Source organism: Acinetobacter sp. RW6, from assembly GCF_041956835.1.
In the GTDB taxonomy this organism is placed as follows: Bacteria; Pseudomonadota; Gammaproteobacteria; order Pseudomonadales; family Moraxellaceae; genus Acinetobacter; species Acinetobacter calcoaceticus.
In genome coordinates this window covers 549811-573370 of record NZ_CP167121.1, presented here as the reverse complement: position 1 = coordinate 573370, position 23560 = coordinate 549811, and the positions used below count along the sequence as shown (strand labels likewise).

Here is a 23560-nt window from a genome sequence, read left to right as displayed (position 1 = left end):
AGCGACTTTTTATCGGTACTTACCAAATACTTTCCATACACCGTTATCTGCTAACGGGTCATTATAGCTATCACTACGTTGTTTTCTTGGCTTATCACGGGCATCGACCAATTTAAAATGCGGTTCAACACCTAACACAATACCATTAGTATAAAAACGCGAACGGGTATATTCACTTTGCCCGTGCTGAAATACATAGGTTCTTAAATCGATAAACTCACGATGAGCCACCAGTGCAGCAGTATCGTCACTCTGCAACCATTCTTGCATCGTAAAAATCTGGTCTGTTTCGAACTGCCCACATTTTTCAATAAGACTTGCAACGCCGCGGAAAGTTTTAGACTCTTTCGCACGTGTTTTATTAATCCGAATTCGGTCTACATGAAAAAAGAACAACGGTAAATTTAAATGACTTGGCAAATGAGTGGCATCTGGTAATTCATCTTCCATAAAGGATTGAAAAAGTTCTTGTGCCCTTTCAATGAGGCCTTGCCATTGTTGGTAATAGATTTCGACTTCTTGTTGTAAACCATAATAGATCGGCAGCCCTTCCACATGTTCTAAATATTGAGGCGGGAAAATATGCTGTCGTAATAAAGCGATATCCGTTTTTAAACTTTGAATAGCAATTGCATCTTGCATATTAAACCTCCCGATACTTAGGCTATTTACAGACTAAGGCAAAGGTTTTGTTTCCGCAAGGCTTTGCCTATAATAAGCAGCTCTATTTTTGCGGGAATAAGTCATGTCTCAAAAGATCAATGCAACAGATGTTACTGAAGAAGAAGCTTTAAATGCGGTTTTCTTTGAGCGTGCGGATGAATTTATCAAACAAGCGAATGATTTTTGTCGCCCGCCAAAAGGTGAAAAACCAGATCCAGCCGAGCTGCGTGGTCAAGTGAGTGCAGCAATGTTGTTTGCAAGCGCCCGTTTTAACACATGGGTAGCAGCAAATAATTTTAAAGATGGTGATGAAATGCGTGATGCTAAAGATCAAGTCATGTCTTATCTTGTGCAACAATTTCAAATGATGCTTGAAGATAACTTTGATGAGTACTGTGAACAATTCGAAAATTATTTACGTTTCCGTAAAAATGAAGATTTTCACGCGCATAAACATGATCATTGATATGATTTAAATACCCAAATAAAAAGCCACGATTGAGTGGCTTTTTATTTATAAAGAAGACTTTATTTTTTTGCTGCCTGACCATATTGGTCAGCCATAACCTCGACTAAATGCTCAGGTTTAATATATTTTTTAATTGCTGCATTTACGTCTGCAACAGTCAGTTTAGTTAACTCTTGGTCATGTCGAACACGGTCTTGTAATGTTTTACCAGACTCAAGCTGAAGATTTAACATTCCATGAATATTACGTTCATCTTCTAATGCCGTAACGCGTTTCTTCATGATATCTGCTTTTGCAGCTTCAAGCTCTTGCTCAGTCACACCATTTTTCAACAAGTCATTCAACACCTTATGTATTGATGCAGAAACCTGCGCTGAGCGACCCGAAGTGTAATTTGCGCTAATGCTTAAGGCCCCAACGTTAGTGTCACGATCAAGCTGTAAACCACTTCCAAAACCATAAACTAGTGCATTTTTCTCACGAAGCTCTTGAGCCAAACGTGATGAAATTTGAGACTCACCTAAAATATAGTTAAGTAAAATTAAAGCAGATGCATCTGGATGGTTTTTCCCGACGGGCAGTGAAAGTACGCTTTGGTAGCTACCAAATTCGCGCTGCTCAGATAAAACATGAACTTGCTGTGCTGGAAAATCGACATGATTAATCAAGATTTTTTGATAAGGTTGTTTACCATTCCAACGACCAAATTCCTGATTAAGTAATTTCTGCATTTTTTTCGCATCAAATTTACCTGTAATGGCAATTTGAGCATGGTTCATTGCAAAGAAACGCTCATACAACTCTTTCACTTGTTCTTGAGTGGCATTTTTCAATTGTTGTTTTGCCAGTTCTGGTTCAAAGTGATAACGCAAATCACCCGGTTGATATTCTTCAAGCAAACGTGAAAGTGTTAAGCCAGCGACTACATCTGGTTCGGTATAAGGACGATCAAGACTTGATAAACTCTGCGATTTAATCAAATCAAATTGAGATTGCTCAAATTTTGGATTTTTCATCACATCAAGAGCAAACTTAAAGAATTCATCAAATTTTTCTGATTTAGACTGAATATTAATGGTCATGCCATTGCCATCGGCACTTGCATACGCCGCGCCGCCTGCATCAATCGACTTATCGGCAATATCTTGCAAGCTATATTTATCGGAACCACGAAGCAATAAATATGAGGTTAAATCGACTACCGTACCTTTATTAAATAAAGATTTCTCTGTTCCGAAATCCATCGTAATTGTGGCATAAGTACGATCATCACGTGTTTCAACTGGGAATAAAGCATACTTCATTCCATTTTTCAGCTTTCCACGGATAATCTTTTTCTCATTACTTTCTACATACTGTTTTGAAGTTTTTAAAAACTCAGTAACTTCTTGTTGATAGGCTTTCGGGTCTTTTAAAGGTTCTGCCTTTGCTTCCACCTGATCTAAGGTTTTAGGCGCATCTTTTGAGTTTTGTTGTTGAGCTTTCTTCTGATCTTCAGGTGTTGGCAAAATATCACCGTCAATACGATGCTCAGCAACAAGGAACTGTTTTAAAGTTTGATTTACTTCATCTAGCTTAACGTTTTTTACCGAATCTAGATCTTTAAAATATTGATCCCATTGCCCACCAGCGACCGTGTAATCACTTAAACGCGACCCAAGTGCCACAGCATCTTTAGTGATTAAGTCACCTTGGGTTTTCATTAAACTTTTAACACGATTTAATTCAACTTCAGTAAAAGGCTTCCCTTTTTCAATACCCGATAGCAAAGAGCTTTCAACTTTCTTAGGATCATTACTTGGCGCATAAATGGCACCCAGAAACACCACATTAAAATCTTGGTCTAACCACGTACTCGCATCAACATTTGTGGTAATGCCTGTTTCAACCATGTTCTGATATAAATGACCACTTGGTTGCATGGTATATAACAAAGGAGCTAAAGCGAGTGTCGGCTGAATTTTGGTATTTTTACCATTCATATAGATATGGAATTTAGCGAGATCGCTCCCCTTTTTCACCACGAACTGACGATTTTTTATTTTTGTAGAGTCGAGTACAGGAATCTGTACAGGTTTTGGAACCTCTCGTGCCGCGATTGGACTAAAATATTGATCAATTGTTTTTAATACATCTGTTTTATCAAACTTACCTGAAATGACCATGACGGCATTGTTCGGTGCATACCAGCTACGATAAAAGCGGTCTAGCTCAGGCATTTTAATAGATTTAAGCTCAGGCAAATCACCAATCGGTAAACGACCTAAATATTGATTGCCATAAGCCGATTTCCACATTTGGTCCATTAAAACAGCAAAAGGCTGATCCATACGAACTTCACGTTCGCGTTTTACGATTTCAATTTCAGAAGGAACAAATTTTTCTTGTAGAACCAATTTATCCATACGTTCAGATTCAAGGTACAACACTTCATTGAGTGCAGTCTTTTCCGGACGAACGATATTGGTATACTTGGTCGAATAATAATCTGTGCTTGCGTTCGTCATCAAAGTATATTGATCTAAACGACGCTGGAATTCTTCCCCTTTAACATTCTTTGTTCCCTTAAAAGCCAAGTGCTCAAGCAAATGAGCTAAGCCGCTTTTGCCTTGCGGATCATTTAATGAACCTGTTAAATAAATGGTATTAATAAAGATTTTATTTTCTTTGTCATTCGGTGCAAGTACAATCCGAAAACCGTTATCTAATTTATATTCCTCAATATTTTGCTTGCTTTTTACTAGTGTGGTTTGTGCCCAAGACGCAGCACTTAAACTAAGGATACATAGGGAGAGAGTCAGTTGTTTAAACTGCATAAACATATAAATACCAATTAATTTGAATAATAAAAAATCAATAGTTGTGGGACTATAGTAGGAAATTTAAGCTGACATTAATAGTAAAGTTTTGAAAAAAAAGCCGTTTATTTAAACGGCCTTATATTTTAAAGAAAAATTTCAGCTTGCATATAAAGTTTCCCATATCCTGAAATTTCAATACGTTCTTCAGACAGAACATTGCAATATAAAATGCCTCCACGACTAGAAGCCTGATAAGCCAAAATATTATTTTTCCCAAGCTTTTCTGCCCATAACGGCGCTATTGCCGTATGAATTGAACCTGTAACCGGGTCTTCATCGATGCCCGCGACAGGTGCAAAATAGCGAGAGACACAATCATATTGCTGGTCGGCTTTTGATGTTATTGCAACATCCACATCATTTGCTGTAACAGCAGTACGTAACTTACCTAATTTTTTTAGCAAATTCATGTCGGGCTGTTCATCTAATACATCTTGAACTGATTCATATTCAATGACATAGGCATAAGGATTTTGATAAACCGCTTTAAAAGGTTTGCTTAAAGCTTGACGTAAAATGGCTGGATAATCTTCAACTTGATGAGCTTTACAAATTGGAAAATTCATTCTAATTTTGCCGTCTTCATCTTGATGAACCACAAAAAGACCTAAGTTTCGTACATGAAAATTAATCGTCTTTTTCTTAGTAAAATCTTTAAATATTACAAAAGCACTAGCAAGAGTGGCATGCCCACAAAAATCAGCTTCAACTGTTGGAGTAAACCAACGGATTTCATAATTTTCAGAGTCTATGATTTTTACAAAAGCAGTTTCAGACAAGTTATTTTCAAATGCTATCTTCTGCATTAAATCTGCATCTAGCCATTCTTTTTCAACAACCACAGCAGCGGGATTTCCACGAAATAACTCTTTTGTAAAAGCATCGACTTGATACATTTTCATGATATTCAACTCTTTTAAATTAACTCATTGTCTTCAATTTTTTTAAATATAAACAGACACAGATTTTTAAAAATTAGCATTACAGCAATCATTCACACATAAAAAAACGACCCAATCCAATGAGATTGAGTCGTCTCTTACAGTTTATTAGTGATGTGTTAGTTCAATTTCATCTTCACTGTTTAATATTTCTTTATCTGTCTGGCCCATAAATTGACTGGTAACAACACCCGCAGTCATTGAACCATTTACATTTAGCGCAGTACGTCCCATATCAATTAATGGTTCAATTGAAATAAGAAGCGCAACCAAAGTTACAGGTAAGCCCATTGCAGGAAGTACGATCAGTGCAGCGAAAGTTGCACCACCGCCAACACCAGCCACACCAATTGAACTTAAGGTCACAATACCGACTAACGATGCAATCCACATTGGGTCTAGCGTGTTAATTCCCATTGTTGGCGCTACCATTACCGCTAGCATTGCTGGATATAAACCAGCACAACCATTTTGGCCAATTGTCGCACCAAATGAAGCAGAGAAACTTGCAATAGATTCAGGAATACCTAAACGGCGAGTTTGTGCTTCGATACTCAGTGGAATGCTTGCAGCGCTTGAACGGCTGGTAAATGCAAACGTTAAAACTGGAGCAACTTTCTTAAAGAATTTAAGTGGAGAAACACCTGTAAGCGTCAAAATAATGGCATGTACGACAAACATAATCGCCAAGCCTAAATAAGACGCCACCAAGAAACCACCTAAGTTTAAGATATCTGCTACGTTAGAACTTGCCACAACTTTGGTCATGAGTGCAAAAACACCATAAGGTGTAAGCGTCATTACCAGACGAACAAGCTTCATTACCCAAGACTGTAAAGTCTGGATTGCAGTTAAAATACGCTGACCTTTTTCTTCATCATCTTTCATTAGGTTGAGTGCTGCTATACCTAAGAACACGGCAAAGATAACCACACTAATAATTGAAGTTGGGTTGGCACCAGTTAATTCAGCAAATGGATTACTTGGAATAAAGGAAAGAATAAATTGCGGCACACTTAAATCGGTAACTTTGCCTACATAATCTGTATTAATGGCAGTTAAGCGTGCAGTTTCAGCAGCACCTTGCACCAAGCCTTTTGCCGTTAAGCCAAACAGGTTAGTAACAAATACCCCTACGAGTGCAGCAATCAGCGTTGTAAATAGTAAAGTACCAATCGTGTAAAAACTGATTTTACCTAAAGACGATGCTTGGTGTAATTTTGCAACCGCTCCCAAAATAGACACAAATACCAAAGGCATGACGACCATTTGTAAAAGTTTTACATAGCCATTTCCAACGATATTAAACCAGCTAATAGATTCAGCAAGAATCGGATGGCCACCGCCATAAATCAAATGTAGTCCTAAGCCAAACACCACACCTAGAATTAAGCCAGCCAGAACTTTTTTTGATAAGCTCCAGTCCGTTTTACGTGTTTGGGCGAGTAAAAATATTAACCCGACAAAAACCACAATATTGATGATTAAGGGTATATTCATTCCCAAACTCCAAATTATTGCTTGTGTCATCTTTCAAGGGGGCATATTTGACCATAGCCGGCCTATATAAACTACCCTTTTCAACAATTTTATAGCATCAAGATGATTACAAACCTGCGTGAGAATATAAAATGACTTTTAAATACATATATATCACTTTTAATTTATAAATTACGTAAGATATTTATGTATAAAAATCAGCCTCCACCTAAGCAACCTTTAATTCAAATTGTTGCTCAATAAAATAAATAAATTGCTTTAAATTGGTTCCCCATGTTTCGGGTAACTGGGCAACTAAATATGTAGTGAAAAAAGCAGACTCCGTATTTAGTGCAAAACAATTGACGGACACTTTATCCGCAACTTTTGCCAGATAAGACTTAGGTAATAAAGCAAAACCAACACCCAATTCTACACAGCTTACAATTCCATCAAGGCTACCCATTTCCATAATTTGCGAAGGTGGAATACTAAAGTCATTCAAGAAAAGCTCTATGGCATGTCGATATGAACAACCTTGTCGAAATGCTATAAACCTTGTTTTTGCAAGGGTTGCCATGTCTGGAAAGCTCTCTTGTTGCTTAGGGCAAACCAGAACCAGCTCTTCATGCCACACTGGAAAACTATATAACTCAGGAATGGGATGTTTAGATGCTACAAAAGCACAGTCCAATTCACCCTGATGTACAGCATTTAATAAATAACGTGTCGGATGAGTTTGGAGCTCAATGGGTAAAGTAGGATATTGCTTCATACATTGATTGAGTAACTGTGGCAAACGTATCGCAGCAGTGGTCTCCATACTTCCAAGTCGGATTGATTCAGCAGGATCAATTCCACCTTCTTGAAAGATTTTTTTAGCTTTATGGTGTAGTGCAAGCATTTGAACAGCATAACTATGTAGCTGTTGTCCTGCATTGGTTAACGTCACTGGGTTATGGCGATTTAATAAAATCACCCCCAACTCTTCTTCAAGTTTTTTTATATGGCTCGTGATATTCGATTGAACCGTATACATTTTTTGTGCAGCCAATGAAAAACTTCCACTCTCTGCGACCGCCAAGAAAAACTCTAATGACTTTAATAACATTACACTATCTCAAAATAAGATAACTACAATCTTATTAAATCATTTTTAATGATCACAAAACTAGCTTTTAATAATAAAAAAATTGAGAGTCTTCTCATGTCTACGTTTTATCGAATGAGCTTACTTGTCTTTTTGGCAACTTGTTTGGGTATTGGAGTCTTCAGATTTTCCTATACTGCGCTCATGCCCATCATGATTGAGCAATATCACTGGACCCATGATTTTGCCAGCTTCTTAGGGAGTGCAAATTTATTGGGATATCTCATTGGTGCCTTATTGGCGTTATTGAGTATTAAAGAAAAGTACATCCCATCCATGATCGTACTCTCAACTATTGCCGGTAGCCTTAGCCTCCTATGCTGCTCATTCATGGATATGCCTCTGGCATGGTTCATTTTCTGGCGTACGGTTTCTGGTATTGCTGGCGGCTTACTTATGATTTTAGCCCCGAGCTTTGCCATGAAATACATTCCCACCACGCAAAGATTAAAAGTTAATTTTTTAGGATTTAGCGGGATTGGCGTAGGTGTGTTATCTGCCACCATTATTATCCCTGTACTTAAAAATATACCCGTGCATTATGTTTGGGATATTTTTGCGGGCATCTCCATATTAGGAAGCGTACTGCTTTATCAATTATTAAGTCGTAATACTGCTCAGATGATTAAGCCTCATTCTACCAACCTGCAAGCCTCACAAAAATCACGTTTAGGTCTTGTCATTATTATTGCCTATATGTGCAGTGCCTTTGCTTATATTCCTCACTCTCTATTCTGGATGGATTATTTATCTGGAACTTTGCATTTTTCATTAGAGCAAAGGAATTTATTTTGGATTCTCTATGGAGCAGGAAGCTTCATTGGTGCATTTGTCGCTTATTGCTTAAGCAGAATAATAGGATATTTACACACCATTAAATGGTTATATGCCATTTACTGTCTAGCTGTTGTTTTACCTTTCTTTTCCCAGACCACTTCCTTGCTTGCTTTATCGTCCCTTCTTACAGGATTACTTACTCCCGCAACGGTGTTTATTAGCTCTTATAGTCTGCTACAGATTTACGAACAGCGTTATCAAAAGCTATGGAGCCTTGCCACGATTGGGTTTGCTAGCACTCAGCTTTTAGGTGGTGTCGTCATTAGTACTTTGCATCATTTGCATTGGTCTTATGCACATCTCTTTCTTCTGGGTGGAATCGTTCTACTCTTCGCAGTTTGCCTTTTACTTCCTGTACGTCCTACTTACATCTCAACTCTCGGAGAAACCGAATCATGAAATCTCTGTTCTTCCCGCTATTTTTAATTGCCTTTGTTCTTTTTATTCAGGCCCTAGATCAGAGTTATCAAAAGAAAGTCGGCATCACGAAGACCACTAAGCACCCTGAATTTTTGCAATAAAAAAAGCCCCAATAAATAAGGGGATTTTTCGTTTATTTAATGTTTAAGCCTTATTATAGAATGCAAAAACTGTTAAAAGATAATAATCAAACAGGCTTTCTCTATCATCAATATGATTAGGACTTAACAACTGAGTCATCGCACCATCAATAATAAATAAAAACAAATGAGCATCTTGATGAGTCACCATTTTTTTATGTTCAGACATGAGCTGATAAATCGTATTTACAAGCCATGTCCTATATTTCTTCACAACATCATAAGCAACTGGATAGGCTAATTTAATCTCTACAATTGCTTTAAAAATTAAAAGATATGGACCTTTCAAATCGACATGCAAATAAAAAATTTCCTTAAGTTTATCAAAAATACTTAAATGATTTGTCTGATCTATAATAAGCTCTATCCTCTCCATTAATTGGCTTTTATGTAACACCAAACATATTTCAACCAATTTTTCTTTAGATTCAAAATATTGATATAAAGTCATTTTAGCTATTTTTGATTCTCTAACTATAGTATCGACACCAACATTAGTAAAACCATATTGACTAAACAACAAGCTAGAAGTTTCAAGCAATTTTCTTGCTTTCCCACCCAATTTTAAATCAAGCATAAATTATTATTCCAATCATTGTTATTTTTAAATATCGAGTTATATTTTTTACAATATTTAAGGAGAATAAAATAGAGGTGTAAAATACCCTCAAGATTATATTACCAAATGTATCTCGAACATAAATACTAAATATAATTTTTAAACGTAATAATCTAAAAAATTAAAACCTGTAAAAGATTAAAACTTTAAAGAAAATAATAAACGTGAAGAGGAATAGGTATTTTGGTCAAAGTGACCAATAAATAAAATTTAAGGAACATGACAACCTCCAATACGTACAATTGGATTCTGCCCAGATAATAAATTATGGTGGCAGAACGGAAGAAGGTTGACGGACTAGTATTAAGTCAAACTAGCACACCCGAAGGTGTCCCTCTCCCGTCCTACCGCTACGGGAGGGAACGGGTGCACACCACACAAAACAATTCCTCAGATGAAGAAAGCTCTGATGCGGGACTTAATAAGCAGACCGTCAAGACTGCCTGGCAATGTGGCCAGAATGTGAAGAATAATGATTGGTTAAACGGCTGTCAATAAACTAAATATATTAAATGTAAAAAAAATTTGACAGTAAATAAATACTTAACAATCTATATGTTTGGTATTTGGTCATAAATAAAGCCATCTTTGGTTTGAAAAAATATATCAAAGCTTTGACTCATTAACCAATCCTGCTGACTTTGCTTTTTAAAAATTGGTGCAAGTCGCTCGATATAATATTTAATCCATTCATTATTATTTTTAAAAAATGATCTATCTTTTAAATCTTCATATAATTCTTGCAAATTAACAGCAATCGTTTCTATAGATGGATTAAATAACCATATTGTTACATCCATGGGTTCAGCCGCCGTGACTTGATATTTATCATCCGGATTAAAAGCTTCAACACGATAAAGCTGTGCACCTGTCTCGGTATATGTTGAATACATGAGTTTAGTGTTAGCAACTTGGAAATAATCTTTACCAATCTCACACTCTCTTAATCTTCTCGAAATATCTAAACAATCAGGTAAGTATTGAGGTAATAGACCATCTAAATTATTGAAAATACTGACAGTACGACTAATGACATAATACTCACCCGTACCTGTGATTATTCCATTTTTCGAAGGAAAGAGTTTTGAAATATTTTTTGTAGATATATTGAAAGAACCTTCGGGGTTAAGTGTAATTTTCTTATTATCAGAAGCTACGATAATGCTATCGTTTAATTGAATTGCAACAATAAAAGTCATAAAGAAGGTAGAATTAATCACATTTAAATACTATTATTATGCAGATTATAGTTTAATTTTAAATCTTTTTTATAAAATAATAGGTAAATCATGGCTGGTGGTTCCCAGATTATTATCAATGCAAGTGGTATAAAAATTATTACCCCTTCTAAATTTGAAGTTAAGGCTGGTCAGCACCTTTTTAAGCCGGGTGCTCAAGTACAAATGCCTCAGATTGCCCTTCCCCAACCTATTTGTGTTGAATGTCTTATGAAAGCAGCTAAAGAGGGTGCAGGGATTGTAAGAAGATGAGTTTTAAGAATCAAAATTTAGAAAGTTTTATTGCGAATAATCATAAAGATGGTCAATTATTTTTACTGGTGGACGGCGCACAGATTGACCATGGTCATATATCAAATATTGAAGATACGTACGGCGACTGCTTTTACTTATTTCAAGGTACATATGAAGAAGAAGCCTACCAATATGGGCCTATATTGTTTGATTTAAGCCAGTTAAACCTAAAGCAAGTAGAAAGCCAAATTAAACTCATGAAATCAAAGGATTCAATGATTTTGATTAAGAGCAAACTAGATATTAAGCAATTGAAAAATAAGCTACTTGAAAAGCTCTATATTGAACTCGATGACGGTGGCATAGGTATTCTTAGATATTATGATCCCCGTGTGTTAAACCGCCTCTCTCTCATCTTTACCAGTGAACAAAAAAAGCAATTGCTTGAAGGTTTTGAGTTCCTATCTTTTATGCTCAACGAATTAAGCTATGAGTTGAAATACAATGATTAAGTTAGATAAAAATCAGATTGATAGCCTTGAAAAAGTAAAAGATAGAGAAGAACTCTGTGAAAAAATTTATCAATACTTAGTAGATAAAAAGGATTCTTTCAGAGCCTATTCAGTAAATTACGATCAACTGAAGCCTGAGATATACAAGAGCTTTGATTTATTGATATCGCTTTTATTGACGGACAACGAAGTCATTTGTCAGTTGATTGTGTGGAATACAATCATGAGAAAAGGTGTGCTTGAAGATCCCCAAATGCAAGATTTCTTATATGGCTCCAATATTCACGGTAAAGATCTTTTATCGGTTTTAAAATTTTACGAATTGAGGGATAACTAACATGTGGGGTTTACTATTTCGTGGACTTGCTACAGCTGGCGCAAGAACTGCTGCCCCTGCCGCAGGTGAAGTTATCGGGGTTCAAGGTGGCAGAGTCATTGCGACTGAAGCAGCAAAAGGGATGGCTGCAGTTGTCTTAGCAAAAGAAGTCAGCAAAGATAGAACTAAGCAAGAGCGCTGTAATAAATGTGAACCCTATCAATTAGGGGTTAAACACCAGTTAAAACGTCCAATGGGTAATGAAATTAATACTGAATATCAGCTCAAAATCGCAAACCTATCAAGTTACCCTTTAACTTTCAGAGCTTCAGCACCTTATCTTGTGCCAGGTAATAAAAAGGAAACCACAGACATCCAAGAATGGCTTGTAAACGGTGTTTCATTTGATGGTTTATGGCCGATGGAATGTATTCTGGTCGAAGCAAAAGGCAGATATGCTCAATTTCTTGACCCCAAAATGAAGGACTTTATTAAAATTGGGGTTTTTGACAAGTTAGTGAAAGAAGCCCGTAGTCAAAAAGTGGTACAGAGCAGCCTTAAAACTTCAAAGTTGACTTGGTACTTCTATGAACAAGAAGCTAAAAGACATTTCGATACGATTAGCAATAGAATCGTGACCACGATATTTATGCCTTTATAAAAATAGGATTTCAGAATGAGAGAGTTTTTCTTTAGTACACGCATATCAAAAAGACTTGGATCAACTGCAAATGAAATTACAGCTCAATTAGAAACTTTAGAGCTGATGATTAAAGAAATTTCTGTAATTGACCCAATTTTTGCGAACTGGTATGTAAACAATTCTGATGAAAATACTACCAAAGCACCTTTAGATTACCCATTCCCTTCTGAAGCGGCTCATAAGTATCTTTTTAATCTTAGAGATTCAGATCATTTTGAAAGTTTTGGATTATGGAATGGGTTAGAAGAAAGCAGTCAATTTGCGAGTCTAAGATATGATTCGTTTGGCTTAATGATGATATTTAAAAAGGTTTTAAATACTGATCAAGTTATTCAGTTATTTCAGGTGTTACTTAAATATGCTCATTATGATTATATTTACCTAAATACTTATTTCTTTGGGGATATAAACGTATTTCCACATAGGCTTGAGACGACTGCGGTTTGCTACGTGCCTGTTAAGATTGCAGAAGATTACTTACCGCATCTTTATAAAAAGGTTGAAGTAGAAAACAAATACAACACTGGTACTATTCTTGTGTTTGATGAAAAATGGGCAGATGAAACAGACGAATTGAAGAAAGTAGTTCAAGAGAATTCGATCGCACTCGTTGAGTTAGGCGTTATTCCTGAAGCGGAATTGCCAGATGGATTTTTTTAATGAGTAATTCATAAAAACATTAAGCCCTCAACCGAGGGCTTTTTTAATAGAAGATTACTCTCCCATATGTTTTATAATCGCATCACCAAATTCAGAACAACGCAACAAGGTGGCACCCGGCATTAAACGCTCAAAATCGTAAGTTACGGTCTTAGCGGCAATCGCTCCCGAAATCCCATTAATGATCAGATCAGCAGCTTCTGTCCAGCCCATATCACGTAGCATCATTTCCGCAGACAAAATGATAGAACCTGGGTTTACTTTATCTTGACCAGCATATTTAGGCGCAGTGCCGTGAGTTGCTTCATAAACTGCAATTGCACCACCAATATTTGCACCCGGTGCAATACCAATGCCGCCTACTTCTGCTGCCAGCGCATCGGAAATATAGTCACCATTTAAATTAAGCGTTGCAATAACAGAGTAATCAGCTGGGCGCATTAAAATTTGTTGTAAAAACGCATCTGCAATCACATCTTTAATAATGATATCTTTGCCAGTTCTTGGGTTTTTAATTTTAACCCATGGACCGCCATCAATCAGTTCTCCACCAAAACGATCTAGAGCCAGCTCATAGCCCCACTCTTTGAACGCCCCTTCGGTGTATTTCATGATATTACCCTTGTGAACAAGCGTCACCGAAGGTTTATCATTTTCGATTGCAAACTGAATGGCTTTGCGTACTAAACGTTGTGAACCTTCTTTCGATACAGGTTTAATTCCAATACCACAGCCTTCTGGGAAACGGATTTTTGTCACACCCATTTCTTCTTGAAGGAATCTAATGACTTTCTTAGCTTCTTCAGAATCGGCTTTCCATTCAATCCCTGCATAGATATCTTCCGAATTCTCACGGAAAATGACCATGTCCGTTAATTCAGGATGTTGAACTGGTGAAGGAACACCTTCAAACCAACGCACTGGACGTACGCAAACATATAAATCTAATTCTTGGCGTAAGGCTACGTTTAATGATCGAATACCACCGCCAACTGGTGTCGTTAAAGGACCTTTGATTGAGACAACGAACTCACGAAGTGCTTCAAAAGTTTCTTCTGGCATATAGCTGCCATAAATTTTATTGGCTTTTTCACCGCAATACACTTCCATCCATTCGATTGAACGCTTACCACCGTAAGCTTTTAAAATAGCAGCATCTACGACTGCTTTCATGGTTGGTGTAATATCCACACCAATACCATCGCCCTCAATGAAAGGAATAATTGGATGATTTGGTACATTCAGTGACAGGTCTGCATTTACTTTAATTTTGTCGCCATCTGCAGGAACCACGATCTTCTGATAACCCATTATGTGAATTCTCCCTTTTATAATACTTAATTAACTAAAAATAATTATCGATACACAATACTTTCAACTCTTCTTAACGCATAATAGCTTAATTGAAATTAATCATTTTTGGGATTTATATGAGAAATAATAAGATTTCTCACTTAAATAAACCTCAATGTTTTCTCTAGTTATTTGAAAGAAGAAGTCATTTTTTATGAAAATTGTCATTCTCAACAAACCATATGACGTTCTCTCCCAGTTTCGTAAAGACGAAGCGCATATGACCGTCTCTGACTTTGTTGATGACCCGACTTTGCGTTTGGCAGGCCGTCTTGATATGGACTCTGAGGGTTTAGTTTTTTTAACTGATCATGGTGGTCTGAATCAGTTCATTACTAACCCTGCAAATAAAAAATACAAAACGTATTTAGTTCAAGTTGATGGCGATGTAACTGAAGAAGCGCTTGAGCAGCTTCGTAAAGGTGTAGAACTTAATGATGGTATGACGCTTCCTGCTACAGCCATTAAAGTAAGTGAACCAGAATGGTTATGGGAACGTAACCCGCCTGTACGTTTTCGTGCAAACATTCCAACATCTTGGATCGAAATTTCAATTTGCGAAGGCCGTAACCGTCAAGTTCGTCGTATGACTTCTGCGGTAGGTTTTCCAACTTTACGTTTAATTCGTACGAAAATTGGTTCAATTGATTTAGTTCAACTCGGTTTAAAACCTGGTGATGTTAAAGAAATTGAGCCTTTGCTTTACCCTGATTTTAAAGATGTTCCAGCTGAAGAACCTTATCGTTCACGTTCATACGTGAAAAAACCAGGTGGTACTGGCGGTAAACCAATGGTTCGTAAGAATAAAGACGGTTCTACGAAAAAGTCTGGTACAAAACGTATTTGGCAAATGGATGAAGGTGAAAAACCTCGTCGTAAAACCAATGGTACAACTCGTCCAAATGCTAAAGCACCCCGTGGTCGTGGCCGCAATGATCGATAAGATTTAAACTTTTAAAAGCTCACATCAGTGGGCTTTTTTAATGCCTGTTATTTTTCTAAAAATAAAAAAAGCCGATGTATAAACATCGGCTTTTGAGCTATTTACTAACGGATTAGTAATTAAGCCTCAACAGTTGCAAGAGCTGCATTAAATGTAGCACTTGGACGCATTACAGCATCTACTTTTGCTTTATCAATTGCATAGTAACCACCGATGTCAGCTGGTTTACCTTGCACTTGAGCAAGTTCAGCAACAATCTTCGGTTCTTCTTCAGCTAAAGTTTTTGCAAGAGGAGCAAATTTAGCTTTCAACTCAGCATCTTCGTCCTGTGCAGCAAGCGCTTGAGCCCAGTAAAGTGATAAGTAGAAATGGCTACCACGGTTGTCAATCTCACCCGTACGGCGTGATGGTGACTTACCATTGTCAAGTAACTTGTCAGTCGCTTCATCAAGAGTCTTCGCAAGTAACTTAGCACGAGCATTATTTTCTTTAATACCCATCTCTTCTAAAGACGCTGCTAAAGCAAGGAACTCACCAAGCGAATCCCAACGCAAGTGGTTTTCTTCAACAAGTTGCTGTACGTGTTTTGGCGCTGAACCACCCGCACCAGTTTCATACATACCACCACCCGCCATAAGCGGAACGATAGACAACATTTTCGCAGAAGTACCAAGTTCCATAATTGGGAACAAGTCAGTTAAGTAGTCACGTAAGATGTTACCAGTCACAGAAATAGTATCTAGACCACGTACTACACGCTCAAGTGTGTAACGCATTGCACGAACTTGAGACATGATCTCAATATCCAAGCCATTCGTGTCATGATCTTTTAAGTACTTTTGTACTTTCTTGATCAATTCATTTTCGTGTGGACGGTACGGGTCAAGCCAGAAGATCGCAGGCATGCCTGAGTTACGTGCACGAGTTACTGCAAGTTTTACCCAGTCACGAATCGGAGCATCTTTAACCTGACACATACGCCAGATATCGCCTTCTTCAACATTTTGAGTCAATAACACTTCACCAGTATCAAGATCGGTAATGTTTGCAATACCAGCTTCTGAAATTTCAAAAGTCTTGTCGTGAGAACCGTATTCTTCAGCTTTTTGAGCCATCAAACCAACGTTCGGTACAGTACCCATAGTCTTCGGATCGAAGTTACCATGCCACTTACAGAAGTTGATCATTTCTTGGTAAATACGGGCAAATGTTGATTCAGGCATAACAGCTTTAGCATCATATTGCTTACCATCAGCACCCCACATTTTACCACCAGCACGGATCATAGCTGGCATAGAAGCGTCAACGATGATGTCGTTTGGTGAGTGGAAGTTTGTGATGCCTTTTGCTGAGTCTACCATTGCAAGTGCAGGACGATGTTCTTGACAAGCATGTAAATCTTCAATGATTTCTTCACGTAACGACGTTGGAAGAGTTTCGATTTTCTCGTACAACCCAGCCATACCGTTATTAACGTTAATACCTAATTCGTCAAATAACTTACCGTGTTTTTCGAAAGCTTCTTTATAATAGATTTTCACACAGTGACCGAAAACAATCGGGTGTGAAACTTTCATCATTGTCGCTTTTACGTGTAAAGAGAACAAAATACCCGCTTCTTTACAATCATCAAGTTCTTTTTCATAGAAATCACAAAGTGCTTTCTTGCTCATGAACATTGAATCAATGATTTCGCCGTCTTGTAGCGCAACTTTTGGCTTAAGAACAATGCTCTTACCACTGTTCGTGATAAGTTCCATTTTCACGTTACGTGCGCGATCAAGTGTCATTGATTTTTCACCATGGTAGAAGTCACCTTCTTCCATATGTGAAACGTGAGTTTGTGACCACTGTTTCCACTCGCTCATTGAATGAGGGTGTTTTTTTGCGTAATTTTTAACTGCTGCTGGAGCACGACGGTCAGAGTTACCTTCACGAAGGACAGGGTTTACTGCTGAACCAAGGCACTTGCCATAACGAGCTTTGATTGATTTTTCTTCTTCGGTTGCAGGATTTTCCGGATAATCAGGAATTGCATAACCTTTTGATTGAAGCTCTTTGATACATGCAGTTAATTGCGCAACAGACGCACTGATATTCGGGAGTTTGATAATGTTAGTATCTGGATCTTGTGTAAGACGACCTAGCTCTGCAAGGTTGTCGGATACCTTTTGCTCTTCACTTAGGTATTCAGCGAATTCTGCGAGCACACGTGCAGCTACAGAGATGTCACTTTTAATAATCTCGATGCCAGCTGGCTTAGTAAAGGTCTCAATGATCGGCAGTAGCGAATAGGTCGCCAATAGTGGCGCCTCGTCAGTCAGTGTGTAAATAATAGTTGACTTTTCACCAGCCATATATAGCCCCTTCCGTTTGATTGAGTGTTGAGGACCGAGCTTTTGGCCCAGTGCCTACGAACCGATATGCTTAAATAAAACCCTGAGAGTATCGACTCTCATTGCCTTTCAGTCAACGAAATATCCAGTGATAACGACATTTCGTAGCGAAATAATACATAATTAAAATATATAGATAATTTTCTAATATCTAAGTCATTGTAATATACACATTCCGATCACTTTTCAGGCATTAAACATCATTAAATTACATGAGATATCTTTCAGTGTTCTGACAATTATTATACTTTTCATTCAAAATAAACTCAAAGGTAAAACAGATTTCACCATTTGGACGTACTTAAAAGTAAAAACCGATGTGCAAAACATCGGTTTTTTATAAACTATTTAGCTTCAATCTATGCTTTTAACCATTTTTCAGTTTTAGCTTGATCTTCAACGACAAGTTCAACTTCGGTTAAATCAGTTGTAGCGCAATCGACTTCAAAAGATATTAACTCATCACGACGGAAAGCAAATACAGTATAAGTACCACCCTGTTTTGCATACTTCTCGATAAGCTTAGTGGATGCTTTTAAACCATCAATTGCAATAATCACATCATTGGCAGAAATACCTGCTTTTGCTCCAGCACTCTCACGGCGAGCACTTTGTACAAGCACGCCTTCTGGCTTATCGACAAGTTTCAAGCCTAATGGCAAAGACTTGTCAGTTTTAACTCTATAGCTTAAGCCAAATTCAGGAAGCAACTGATCAAGCGGTAATTCATCAGTCGTGTTAATCAGATGATTAATTTGTTCAATCCAGTTATCACCCGTCAGTTCTTTACATAAATCAAAAATGGTTCGCTCATTTACTTGCATACCATTTTGAGTATTTTCATATAACCGACGCATTAAAGCATCAAGACTAGAACCACGTAGGCGTAAACCTAAATCTAGGCACAATGCAACCAAAGCACCTTTATTGTAATAACTGGTACCCGCATTATTTGAGTTTTCATCTTGACGATAAAATTTGATCCAAGCATCAAAACTTGATTCCGCAACTGTTTGAACAAAACGACCTGGGTTTTGCAAATAGCGATCAATTTGTGCTTTGAGTAAATCAAGATAAGACTTCTGAGAAATTACACCGCTACGCAATAAAATCAGGTCATCATAATATGAAGTAAAGCCTTCAAATATCCAAAGTAAAGAGGTGTAGCCTTCTTGATGCAAATTATAATTTGCAAAGTTTTCAGGACGGATAAACTTTACTAACCATGAATGAAAATATTCATGACTACATAAGCCTAAAAAGCGTTGGTAATCTTTAGAAGGTTCAGTTGGTTCATTCGATTTTGGCAAATCGTCGCGTGGCGTAATCAGACTTGTACTATTGCAATGTTCTAATCCACCATAACTATTCCCTGTTGCCATCGTCATAAAGGTATAGTTTTTAAATGGCGCCGAACCAAACATATTTATTTCAGCTGCACAAATCTTTTCAATATCAGCTTTTAAGCGATCAATATTGGTCGTGTGCGAACCAGAAATCACGAACTCATGTTCAATACCATGTGTTTCAAAGCTAAAACGTGTTTGATCAGCCAATTCAAATGGACTATCAATCAATTGATCATAATGATCGGCTTTTAAAGTAAAGCGCCCTTTGACTAGACTTTTTGAAGCTAAGCCAGTTGCTAACTGAAAATGCTTTAACTCATCTGGCAAGAAAACTTCGACTTCACAAGCAGACTGCTCCTGTCCATCTAAAGCCAAACATACACACGCCGGATTAATATATAGACGCGTCTGGTCTACATATGCACCACGTACAGACAAATCATATGCATAGACATCATATTCAATCGTCATTAATTCGTGATCTGTATTAAATAAACGCCAGCGATTCTTGCTCGTTTTTTTAATGTCCAGCATACGTCCAGCTTCATCATAAGCTTTAACGGATTCAATATGTTTTGAGAACTCTCGAATTAGATAACTACCCGGAATCCACGTTGGCAGCCAAAGTTCCTGATTCGGATTGGCTAAAAAACGAATTGTCACGTGAACAAGGTGTTGTTTGTAATCATCGAACTCAATTTGATAATGCAACATAAATTCTTCAATTTAAAATAAGAACGGCTTCACATTAGATTATCACTTTTTTGTATCGTCTTGCGTACATGTATTTTTTGGCAACAATTCCCACTAGCCTTCCATAAAAAAAAGGCATAGCATGCTGTGCATCTGTGTCCCGTATTTGCCAGTAAAAGTTAAGGTCATCCGTGAAATTTTTTCTATCTCTTTTTACCCTCTTCAGTATTTTCTGCACTACCCTAACCAATGCTGCGTTACTCAATATTGCACCTGAAAGTGTTGAAGCCGCCGCATGGACTATTGTAGATACTCAATCGGGTCAAATTATTGCCGAGCATAATAGCCATGTGCAACGTGCACCAGCATCTTTAACCAAAATGATGGTTGCTTATATTGCTTTAAAAGAGATTAAAGCTGGAAAGCTGAAAAAAGAAGAAATCATTACTGCAACACCGGTAGTAAGTGTAGTGCAGTGGGATGAATCACAAATGTATCTTAAAGCTGGTGAACAAATTTCAGTTGATCAGTTATTGGCAGGTTTAATTGTGATGTCTGCGAATGATGCAGCCGTGACTTTAGCTGAAAAAATTTCTGGTGATGTGCCTCACTTTGTACAACGTATGAATCAGGAAGCTCAAGCTTTAGGCATGAAAGATACTCATTTTAGTAATCCTCCCGGAATTACCATGCCTGATCATTACACTACGGCTCATGATTTAAGCTTATTAGGTCAGGCTTTAATTAAACAAACTCCCGAATATTTACATTATTCAAAAATGCCAAGCTTTAGCTACAACCAACGCTTCCATCATGCAACAAACCTTGCACTGAAATATGACCCATCTGTTGACGGTCTAAAAACTGGTTATACTAAGGCAGCTGGTTATAATTTGGCATTAACGGCGTCTCGCCCTTCATTTTCATCTGACTTAGCTCAAAGACGTTTACTAGTAATCGTTTTAGGTACACCAAGTGCGGTAAAACGAGCTGAGATTGCAGATAAGTTAATGAACCTTGCTTATGCCTATACACGCGATGAAGTCATTATTCCTGAGCAGAAATTAATTGCCGAACTGCCTGTTGTAAAATCGACTTTAAAAATGTTTAAGGTTGCAACAAAGCAACCGACGATTGTAACGACGTCGCTATATGCAGACCCAGCACCAATTGACTTAAATACTTTTGACAATGTGACTCAACGCATTCAAGTACTTGATAGCAATCTACAACCAAAAGTGATTGCTCCACTTGAAAAGACTCAAACACATGTAAATATTGAACTAAATGAAAAACAATTAACTGCACCATTAATGAAAGTCATGAGTTTGGCAACAGTATCTATTTATCAAAACAACCAGCTGATCCGTAGTCTTCAAATTGAAGATAACGTACATATTGAAGAAGCCAATATTTTCCAAAGAATCATGATGTGGTTTTCTAGCCTCTTCTCTATTTTTTCATCGAGTGAACATAGTACTGCAAAACTTTACCCTTTAGATTCGCACTAAAAACATCAAATTGTGCACAGATGCACAATAAATTTTATAAATAAAAGATGGCATAATTCAGCCATCTTTTTTTATAGAAAAATAATTAGGTGATAAAAATGACCCAAAACTTACATCATATTGTAATTGTTGGTGGTGGTGCTGGTGGCTTAGAGCTTGCGACACAACTCGGTGAAACTTTTGGGAAAACTCATAAAGCGAAGATTACGTTAATTGACCAAAACCTAACGCATATCTGGAAACCTTTGCTTCATGAAATTGCTGCTGGTTCTTTAAATCCACACGAAGAACAAACTAACTATTTTGCACATGCAGAAAAGCATCACTATGAGTTTGTATTAGGAACATTAGTTGGGGTTAACAAAGATAAAAAATTAATTGATTTAATTCCCCCTCAGGTTTCTAAAGAACAAAATACCAATATTCAGCAATTGAGTTACGACACGCTTATTTTAGCGCTTGGTTCTGTGTCAAATGACTTTCATACGGCAGGCGTACGTGAAAACTGCCATTTCCTCGACAGCAGAAAACAAGCCGATATTTTCCAGCAAGATTTATTACATCTTTATATTGAAGCTCAAAATCAACCAAATCAGCGGACTTTAAATATTGGGATTGTGGGTGCTGGTGCAACAGGTGTAGAACTTGCTGCCGAGTTAATTGAAACCACTAAAAACTTTTATCGATATGGTTTAAAAAAGATTCATCCCAACCAAGTTAAAATCACACTCATTGAAGCCTCTGAGCGCATTTTACCTGCCCTCAGCGAAAAAACAGCTGAGCATAGTGCAAAACAGCTCAAAAAAATGGGCATTGAAGTTTTAACCAAACATCGCGTTGAAAAAATTGATGAGCATTCCATCTATTTTAGTAATGGTGATCAATTAAAAAGTGATATTACCGTCTGGGCTGCTGGTGTAAAAGCACCAAAAGTTTTAGAAAGCTTTACTGATTTTGAACGCGACAATATTAACCGCCTGATGGTCTACGCAACATTACAAACCTATTCCGACCCAAATGTATTTGCTTTTGGTGATTGCGCCCGTTGCCAACTTGATGCAAGACATCCTCCACTTGGCCCGCGTGCTCAAGTTGCAAGCCAACAAGCGAGCTTTTTAGTCGATGCTATGGCTGCTCGACTTAATGGCCGATCACAACCCATGTTTACCTTTAACGACAAAGGTTCGCTTGTATCTTTAAGCCGTAATAAAGCCGTTGGAGAATTACTTGGCGATGTAAGTGTGCAAGGATATATTGCCAAAACAATGTACGTATCTTTATATCGTTTACATCAAGCAACGATTCACGGGTACACACAGGCTGGACTACTCACAATGAAAGATTTACTTACAAGACGTGTACGTCCAAAAATTAAACTATATTGAGTTGAATTTTTTAAGTTCATCCCTATTTAGATAAAAACGCATTATATAAAAGTGTTAAAGATTCAAATTTTGTAGTCTACAAAATTTATTTTTCACTTTATGATGTACGCTTTAATTGATTGAATGGATCAAAAACATGACTGCTATTGCAAATAACCACGTGGTTTCATTCCACTACAAATTAACAAACGCTGAGGGTGAAACACTTGATCAATCTCAAGGTGAACCACTTGCCTATTTGCACGGTGCAGGCAATATCATTCCTGGTTTAGAAAATGCATTAACAGGTAAAACTGTTGGTGAAAAATTTACTGTTAACGTACCAGCAGCTGAAGGTTATGGCGAATACAACCCAGACCTAGTTCAAGAAGTTCCAGCTCAAATGTTCCAAGGTGTTGAGAACATTCAACCTGGTATGCAATTCCAAGCGCAAACAGACGACGGCGTACAGATCGTAACTGTTAAAGCGGTTGAAGGTGACAACATTGTTGTTGATGCTAACTTCCCACTTGCTGGTCAAGATTTAACTTTTGAAGTTGAAATCGTAGAAATCCGTGAAGCTTCTGAAGAAGAATTAGATCACGGTCACGTACACGGTGCTGGTGGTCATCACCACTAATTCATCTTTAAAGATGATAAGAGCAAAGCTTCGGCTTTGCTTTTTTTATGTATTTATTTTTATATAATA

General features: G+C 37.4%; 22 protein-coding genes. 12 read left to right on the top strand and 10 right to left on the bottom strand.

Annotated elements, in window-relative coordinates; translation table 11 throughout:
* Positions 1–9: 9 nt before the first annotated feature.
* Complete coding sequence (locus ACB088_RS02615; protein WP_375037922.1) at positions 10–642, bottom strand: hypothetical protein; 633 nt, start codon at positions 640–642, stop codon at positions 10–12.
* A 103-nt stretch (positions 643–745) separates the two neighbouring features.
* Here ACB088_RS02615 and ACB088_RS02610 point away from each other — a divergent pair, with 103 nt between their 5' ends.
* A complete protein-coding gene (locus ACB088_RS02610) occupies positions 746–1129 on the top strand; it encodes a DUF3144 domain-containing protein (protein ID WP_004643612.1) in 384 nt (127 codons plus the stop codon).
* A 62-nt stretch (positions 1130–1191) separates the two neighbouring features.
* Here the strand turns inward: ACB088_RS02610 and ACB088_RS02605 are convergent, their stop codons facing one another.
* From ACB088_RS02605 to ACB088_RS02590, 4 genes are all read right to left on the bottom strand, one after another.
* Complete coding sequence (locus ACB088_RS02605) at positions 1192–3954, bottom strand: M16 family metallopeptidase (protein WP_375037921.1); 2763 nt, start codon at positions 3952–3954, stop codon at positions 1192–1194.
* 122 nt (positions 3955–4076) lie between these two features.
* The gene (locus ACB088_RS02600) at positions 4077–4895 is read right to left on the bottom strand and encodes a PhzF family phenazine biosynthesis protein (protein WP_375037920.1); all 819 of its coding nucleotides are present in this window, start codon (positions 4893–4895) and stop codon (positions 4077–4079) included.
* A gap of 147 nt (positions 4896–5042) precedes the next feature.
* Positions 5043–6434, bottom strand: a complete 1392-nt coding sequence (locus ACB088_RS02595; RefSeq protein ID WP_004643616.1) for an L-cystine transporter — start codon at positions 6432–6434, stop codon at positions 5043–5045.
* Positions 6435–6642: 208 nt separating this feature from the next.
* Positions 6643–7524 (bottom strand): LysR family transcriptional regulator, encoded by an 882-nt coding sequence (locus ACB088_RS02590; protein ID WP_375037919.1) that lies wholly within the window; start codon positions 7522–7524, stop codon positions 6643–6645.
* Positions 7525–7572: 48 nt separating this feature from the next.
* On the opposite strand from ACB088_RS02590, the gene ACB088_RS02585 reads away from it, so the two are divergent.
* Positions 7573–8799 carry a YbfB/YjiJ family MFS transporter gene (locus tag ACB088_RS02585; protein WP_375037918.1) on the top strand — a complete coding sequence of 409 codons (1227 nt, stop codon included), beginning with the start codon at positions 7573–7575 and terminating at the stop codon, positions 8797–8799.
* Positions 8796–8921 (top strand): hypothetical protein, encoded by a 126-nt coding sequence (locus ACB088_RS02580; protein WP_004643619.1) that lies wholly within the window; start codon positions 8796–8798, stop codon positions 8919–8921. The genes ACB088_RS02585 and ACB088_RS02580 overlap by 4 nt, the downstream gene beginning before the upstream one ends.
* 43 nt (positions 8922–8964) lie before the next feature.
* Here the strand turns inward: ACB088_RS02580 and ACB088_RS02575 are convergent, their stop codons facing one another.
* Positions 8965–9537 carry a TetR/AcrR family transcriptional regulator gene (locus ACB088_RS02575; RefSeq protein ID WP_375037917.1) on the bottom strand — a complete coding sequence of 191 codons (573 nt, stop codon included), beginning with the start codon at positions 9535–9537 and terminating at the stop codon, positions 8965–8967.
* 593 nt (positions 9538–10130) lie between these two features.
* Positions 10131–10778 (bottom strand): hypothetical protein, encoded by a 648-nt coding sequence (locus tag ACB088_RS02570; RefSeq protein ID WP_375038763.1) that lies wholly within the window; start codon positions 10776–10778, stop codon positions 10131–10133.
* A 90-nt stretch (positions 10779–10868) separates the two neighbouring features.
* Between ACB088_RS02570 and ACB088_RS02565 the strand changes: the two genes are divergently transcribed.
* The 5 genes from ACB088_RS02565 to ACB088_RS02545 are packed head-to-tail and all read left to right on the top strand — an operon-like array spanning position 10869 to position 13242.
* Complete coding sequence (locus tag ACB088_RS02565; protein WP_375038826.1) at positions 10869–11069, top strand: hypothetical protein; 201 nt, start codon at positions 10869–10871, stop codon at positions 11067–11069.
* Positions 11066–11563 carry a DUF4123 domain-containing protein gene (locus ACB088_RS02560; RefSeq protein ID WP_375037916.1) on the top strand — a complete coding sequence of 166 codons (498 nt, stop codon included), beginning with the start codon at positions 11066–11068 and terminating at the stop codon, positions 11561–11563. The genes ACB088_RS02565 and ACB088_RS02560 overlap by 4 nt, the downstream gene beginning before the upstream one ends.
* Positions 11556–11900, top strand: coding sequence for a hypothetical protein (locus ACB088_RS02555; protein WP_375037914.1), 345 nt, complete (start codon positions 11556–11558; stop codon positions 11898–11900). The genes ACB088_RS02560 and ACB088_RS02555 overlap by 8 nt, the downstream gene beginning before the upstream one ends.
* A gap of 1 nt (position 11901) precedes the next feature.
* Positions 11902–12540: a Tox-REase-5 domain-containing protein gene (locus ACB088_RS02550; protein ID WP_375037913.1), complete on the top strand. Its 639-nt coding sequence runs from the start codon at positions 11902–11904 to the stop codon at positions 12538–12540.
* Positions 12541–12555: 15 nt separating this feature from the next.
* Positions 12556–13242, top strand: a complete 687-nt coding sequence (locus tag ACB088_RS02545; protein ID WP_375037912.1) for a hypothetical protein — start codon at positions 12556–12558, stop codon at positions 13240–13242.
* A 54-nt stretch (positions 13243–13296) separates the two neighbouring features.
* On the opposite strand, the gene icd is transcribed toward ACB088_RS02545, so the two are convergent.
* The gene (gene icd / locus ACB088_RS02540; protein WP_375037911.1) at positions 13297–14553 is read right to left on the bottom strand and encodes an NADP-dependent isocitrate dehydrogenase; all 1257 of its coding nucleotides are present in this window, start codon (positions 14551–14553) and stop codon (positions 13297–13299) included.
* A gap of 196 nt (positions 14554–14749) precedes the next feature.
* On the opposite strand from icd, the gene ACB088_RS02535 reads away from it, so the two are divergent.
* Positions 14750–15538 (top strand): rRNA large subunit pseudouridine synthase E, encoded by a 789-nt coding sequence (locus ACB088_RS02535; RefSeq protein WP_003650388.1) that lies wholly within the window; start codon positions 14750–14752, stop codon positions 15536–15538.
* Between the two features lie 119 nt (positions 15539–15657).
* On the opposite strand, the gene ACB088_RS02530 is transcribed toward ACB088_RS02535, so the two are convergent.
* A complete protein-coding gene (locus tag ACB088_RS02530; protein ID WP_017391874.1) occupies positions 15658–17895 on the bottom strand; it encodes an NADP-dependent isocitrate dehydrogenase in 2238 nt (745 codons plus the stop codon).
* 398 nt (positions 17896–18293) lie between these two features.
* Positions 18294–19997: a M61 family metallopeptidase gene (locus ACB088_RS02525; RefSeq protein WP_375037910.1), complete on the bottom strand. Its 1704-nt coding sequence runs from the start codon at positions 19995–19997 to the stop codon at positions 18294–18296.
* Positions 19998–20167: 170 nt separating this feature from the next.
* Here ACB088_RS02525 and ACB088_RS02520 point away from each other — a divergent pair, with 170 nt between their 5' ends.
* The 3 genes from ACB088_RS02520 to ACB088_RS02510 all read left to right on the top strand — a co-directional run bounded on the left by ACB088_RS02520 (position 20168) and on the right by ACB088_RS02510 (position 23491).
* Entirely contained in the window at positions 20168–21487 is a 1320-nt protein-coding gene (locus ACB088_RS02520; protein WP_375037909.1) for a D-alanyl-D-alanine carboxypeptidase PBP6B, read from the top strand.
* Positions 21488–21585: 98 nt separating this feature from the next.
* Positions 21586–22872, top strand: a complete 1287-nt coding sequence (locus ACB088_RS02515; protein ID WP_375037908.1) for an NAD(P)/FAD-dependent oxidoreductase — start codon at positions 21586–21588, stop codon at positions 22870–22872.
* 136 nt (positions 22873–23008) lie between these two features.
* On the top strand, positions 23009–23491 hold the full coding sequence (locus tag ACB088_RS02510; RefSeq protein ID WP_003650377.1) for a peptidylprolyl isomerase: 483 nt from the start codon (positions 23009–23011) through the stop codon (positions 23489–23491).
* Positions 23492–23560 lie beyond the last annotated feature (69 nt).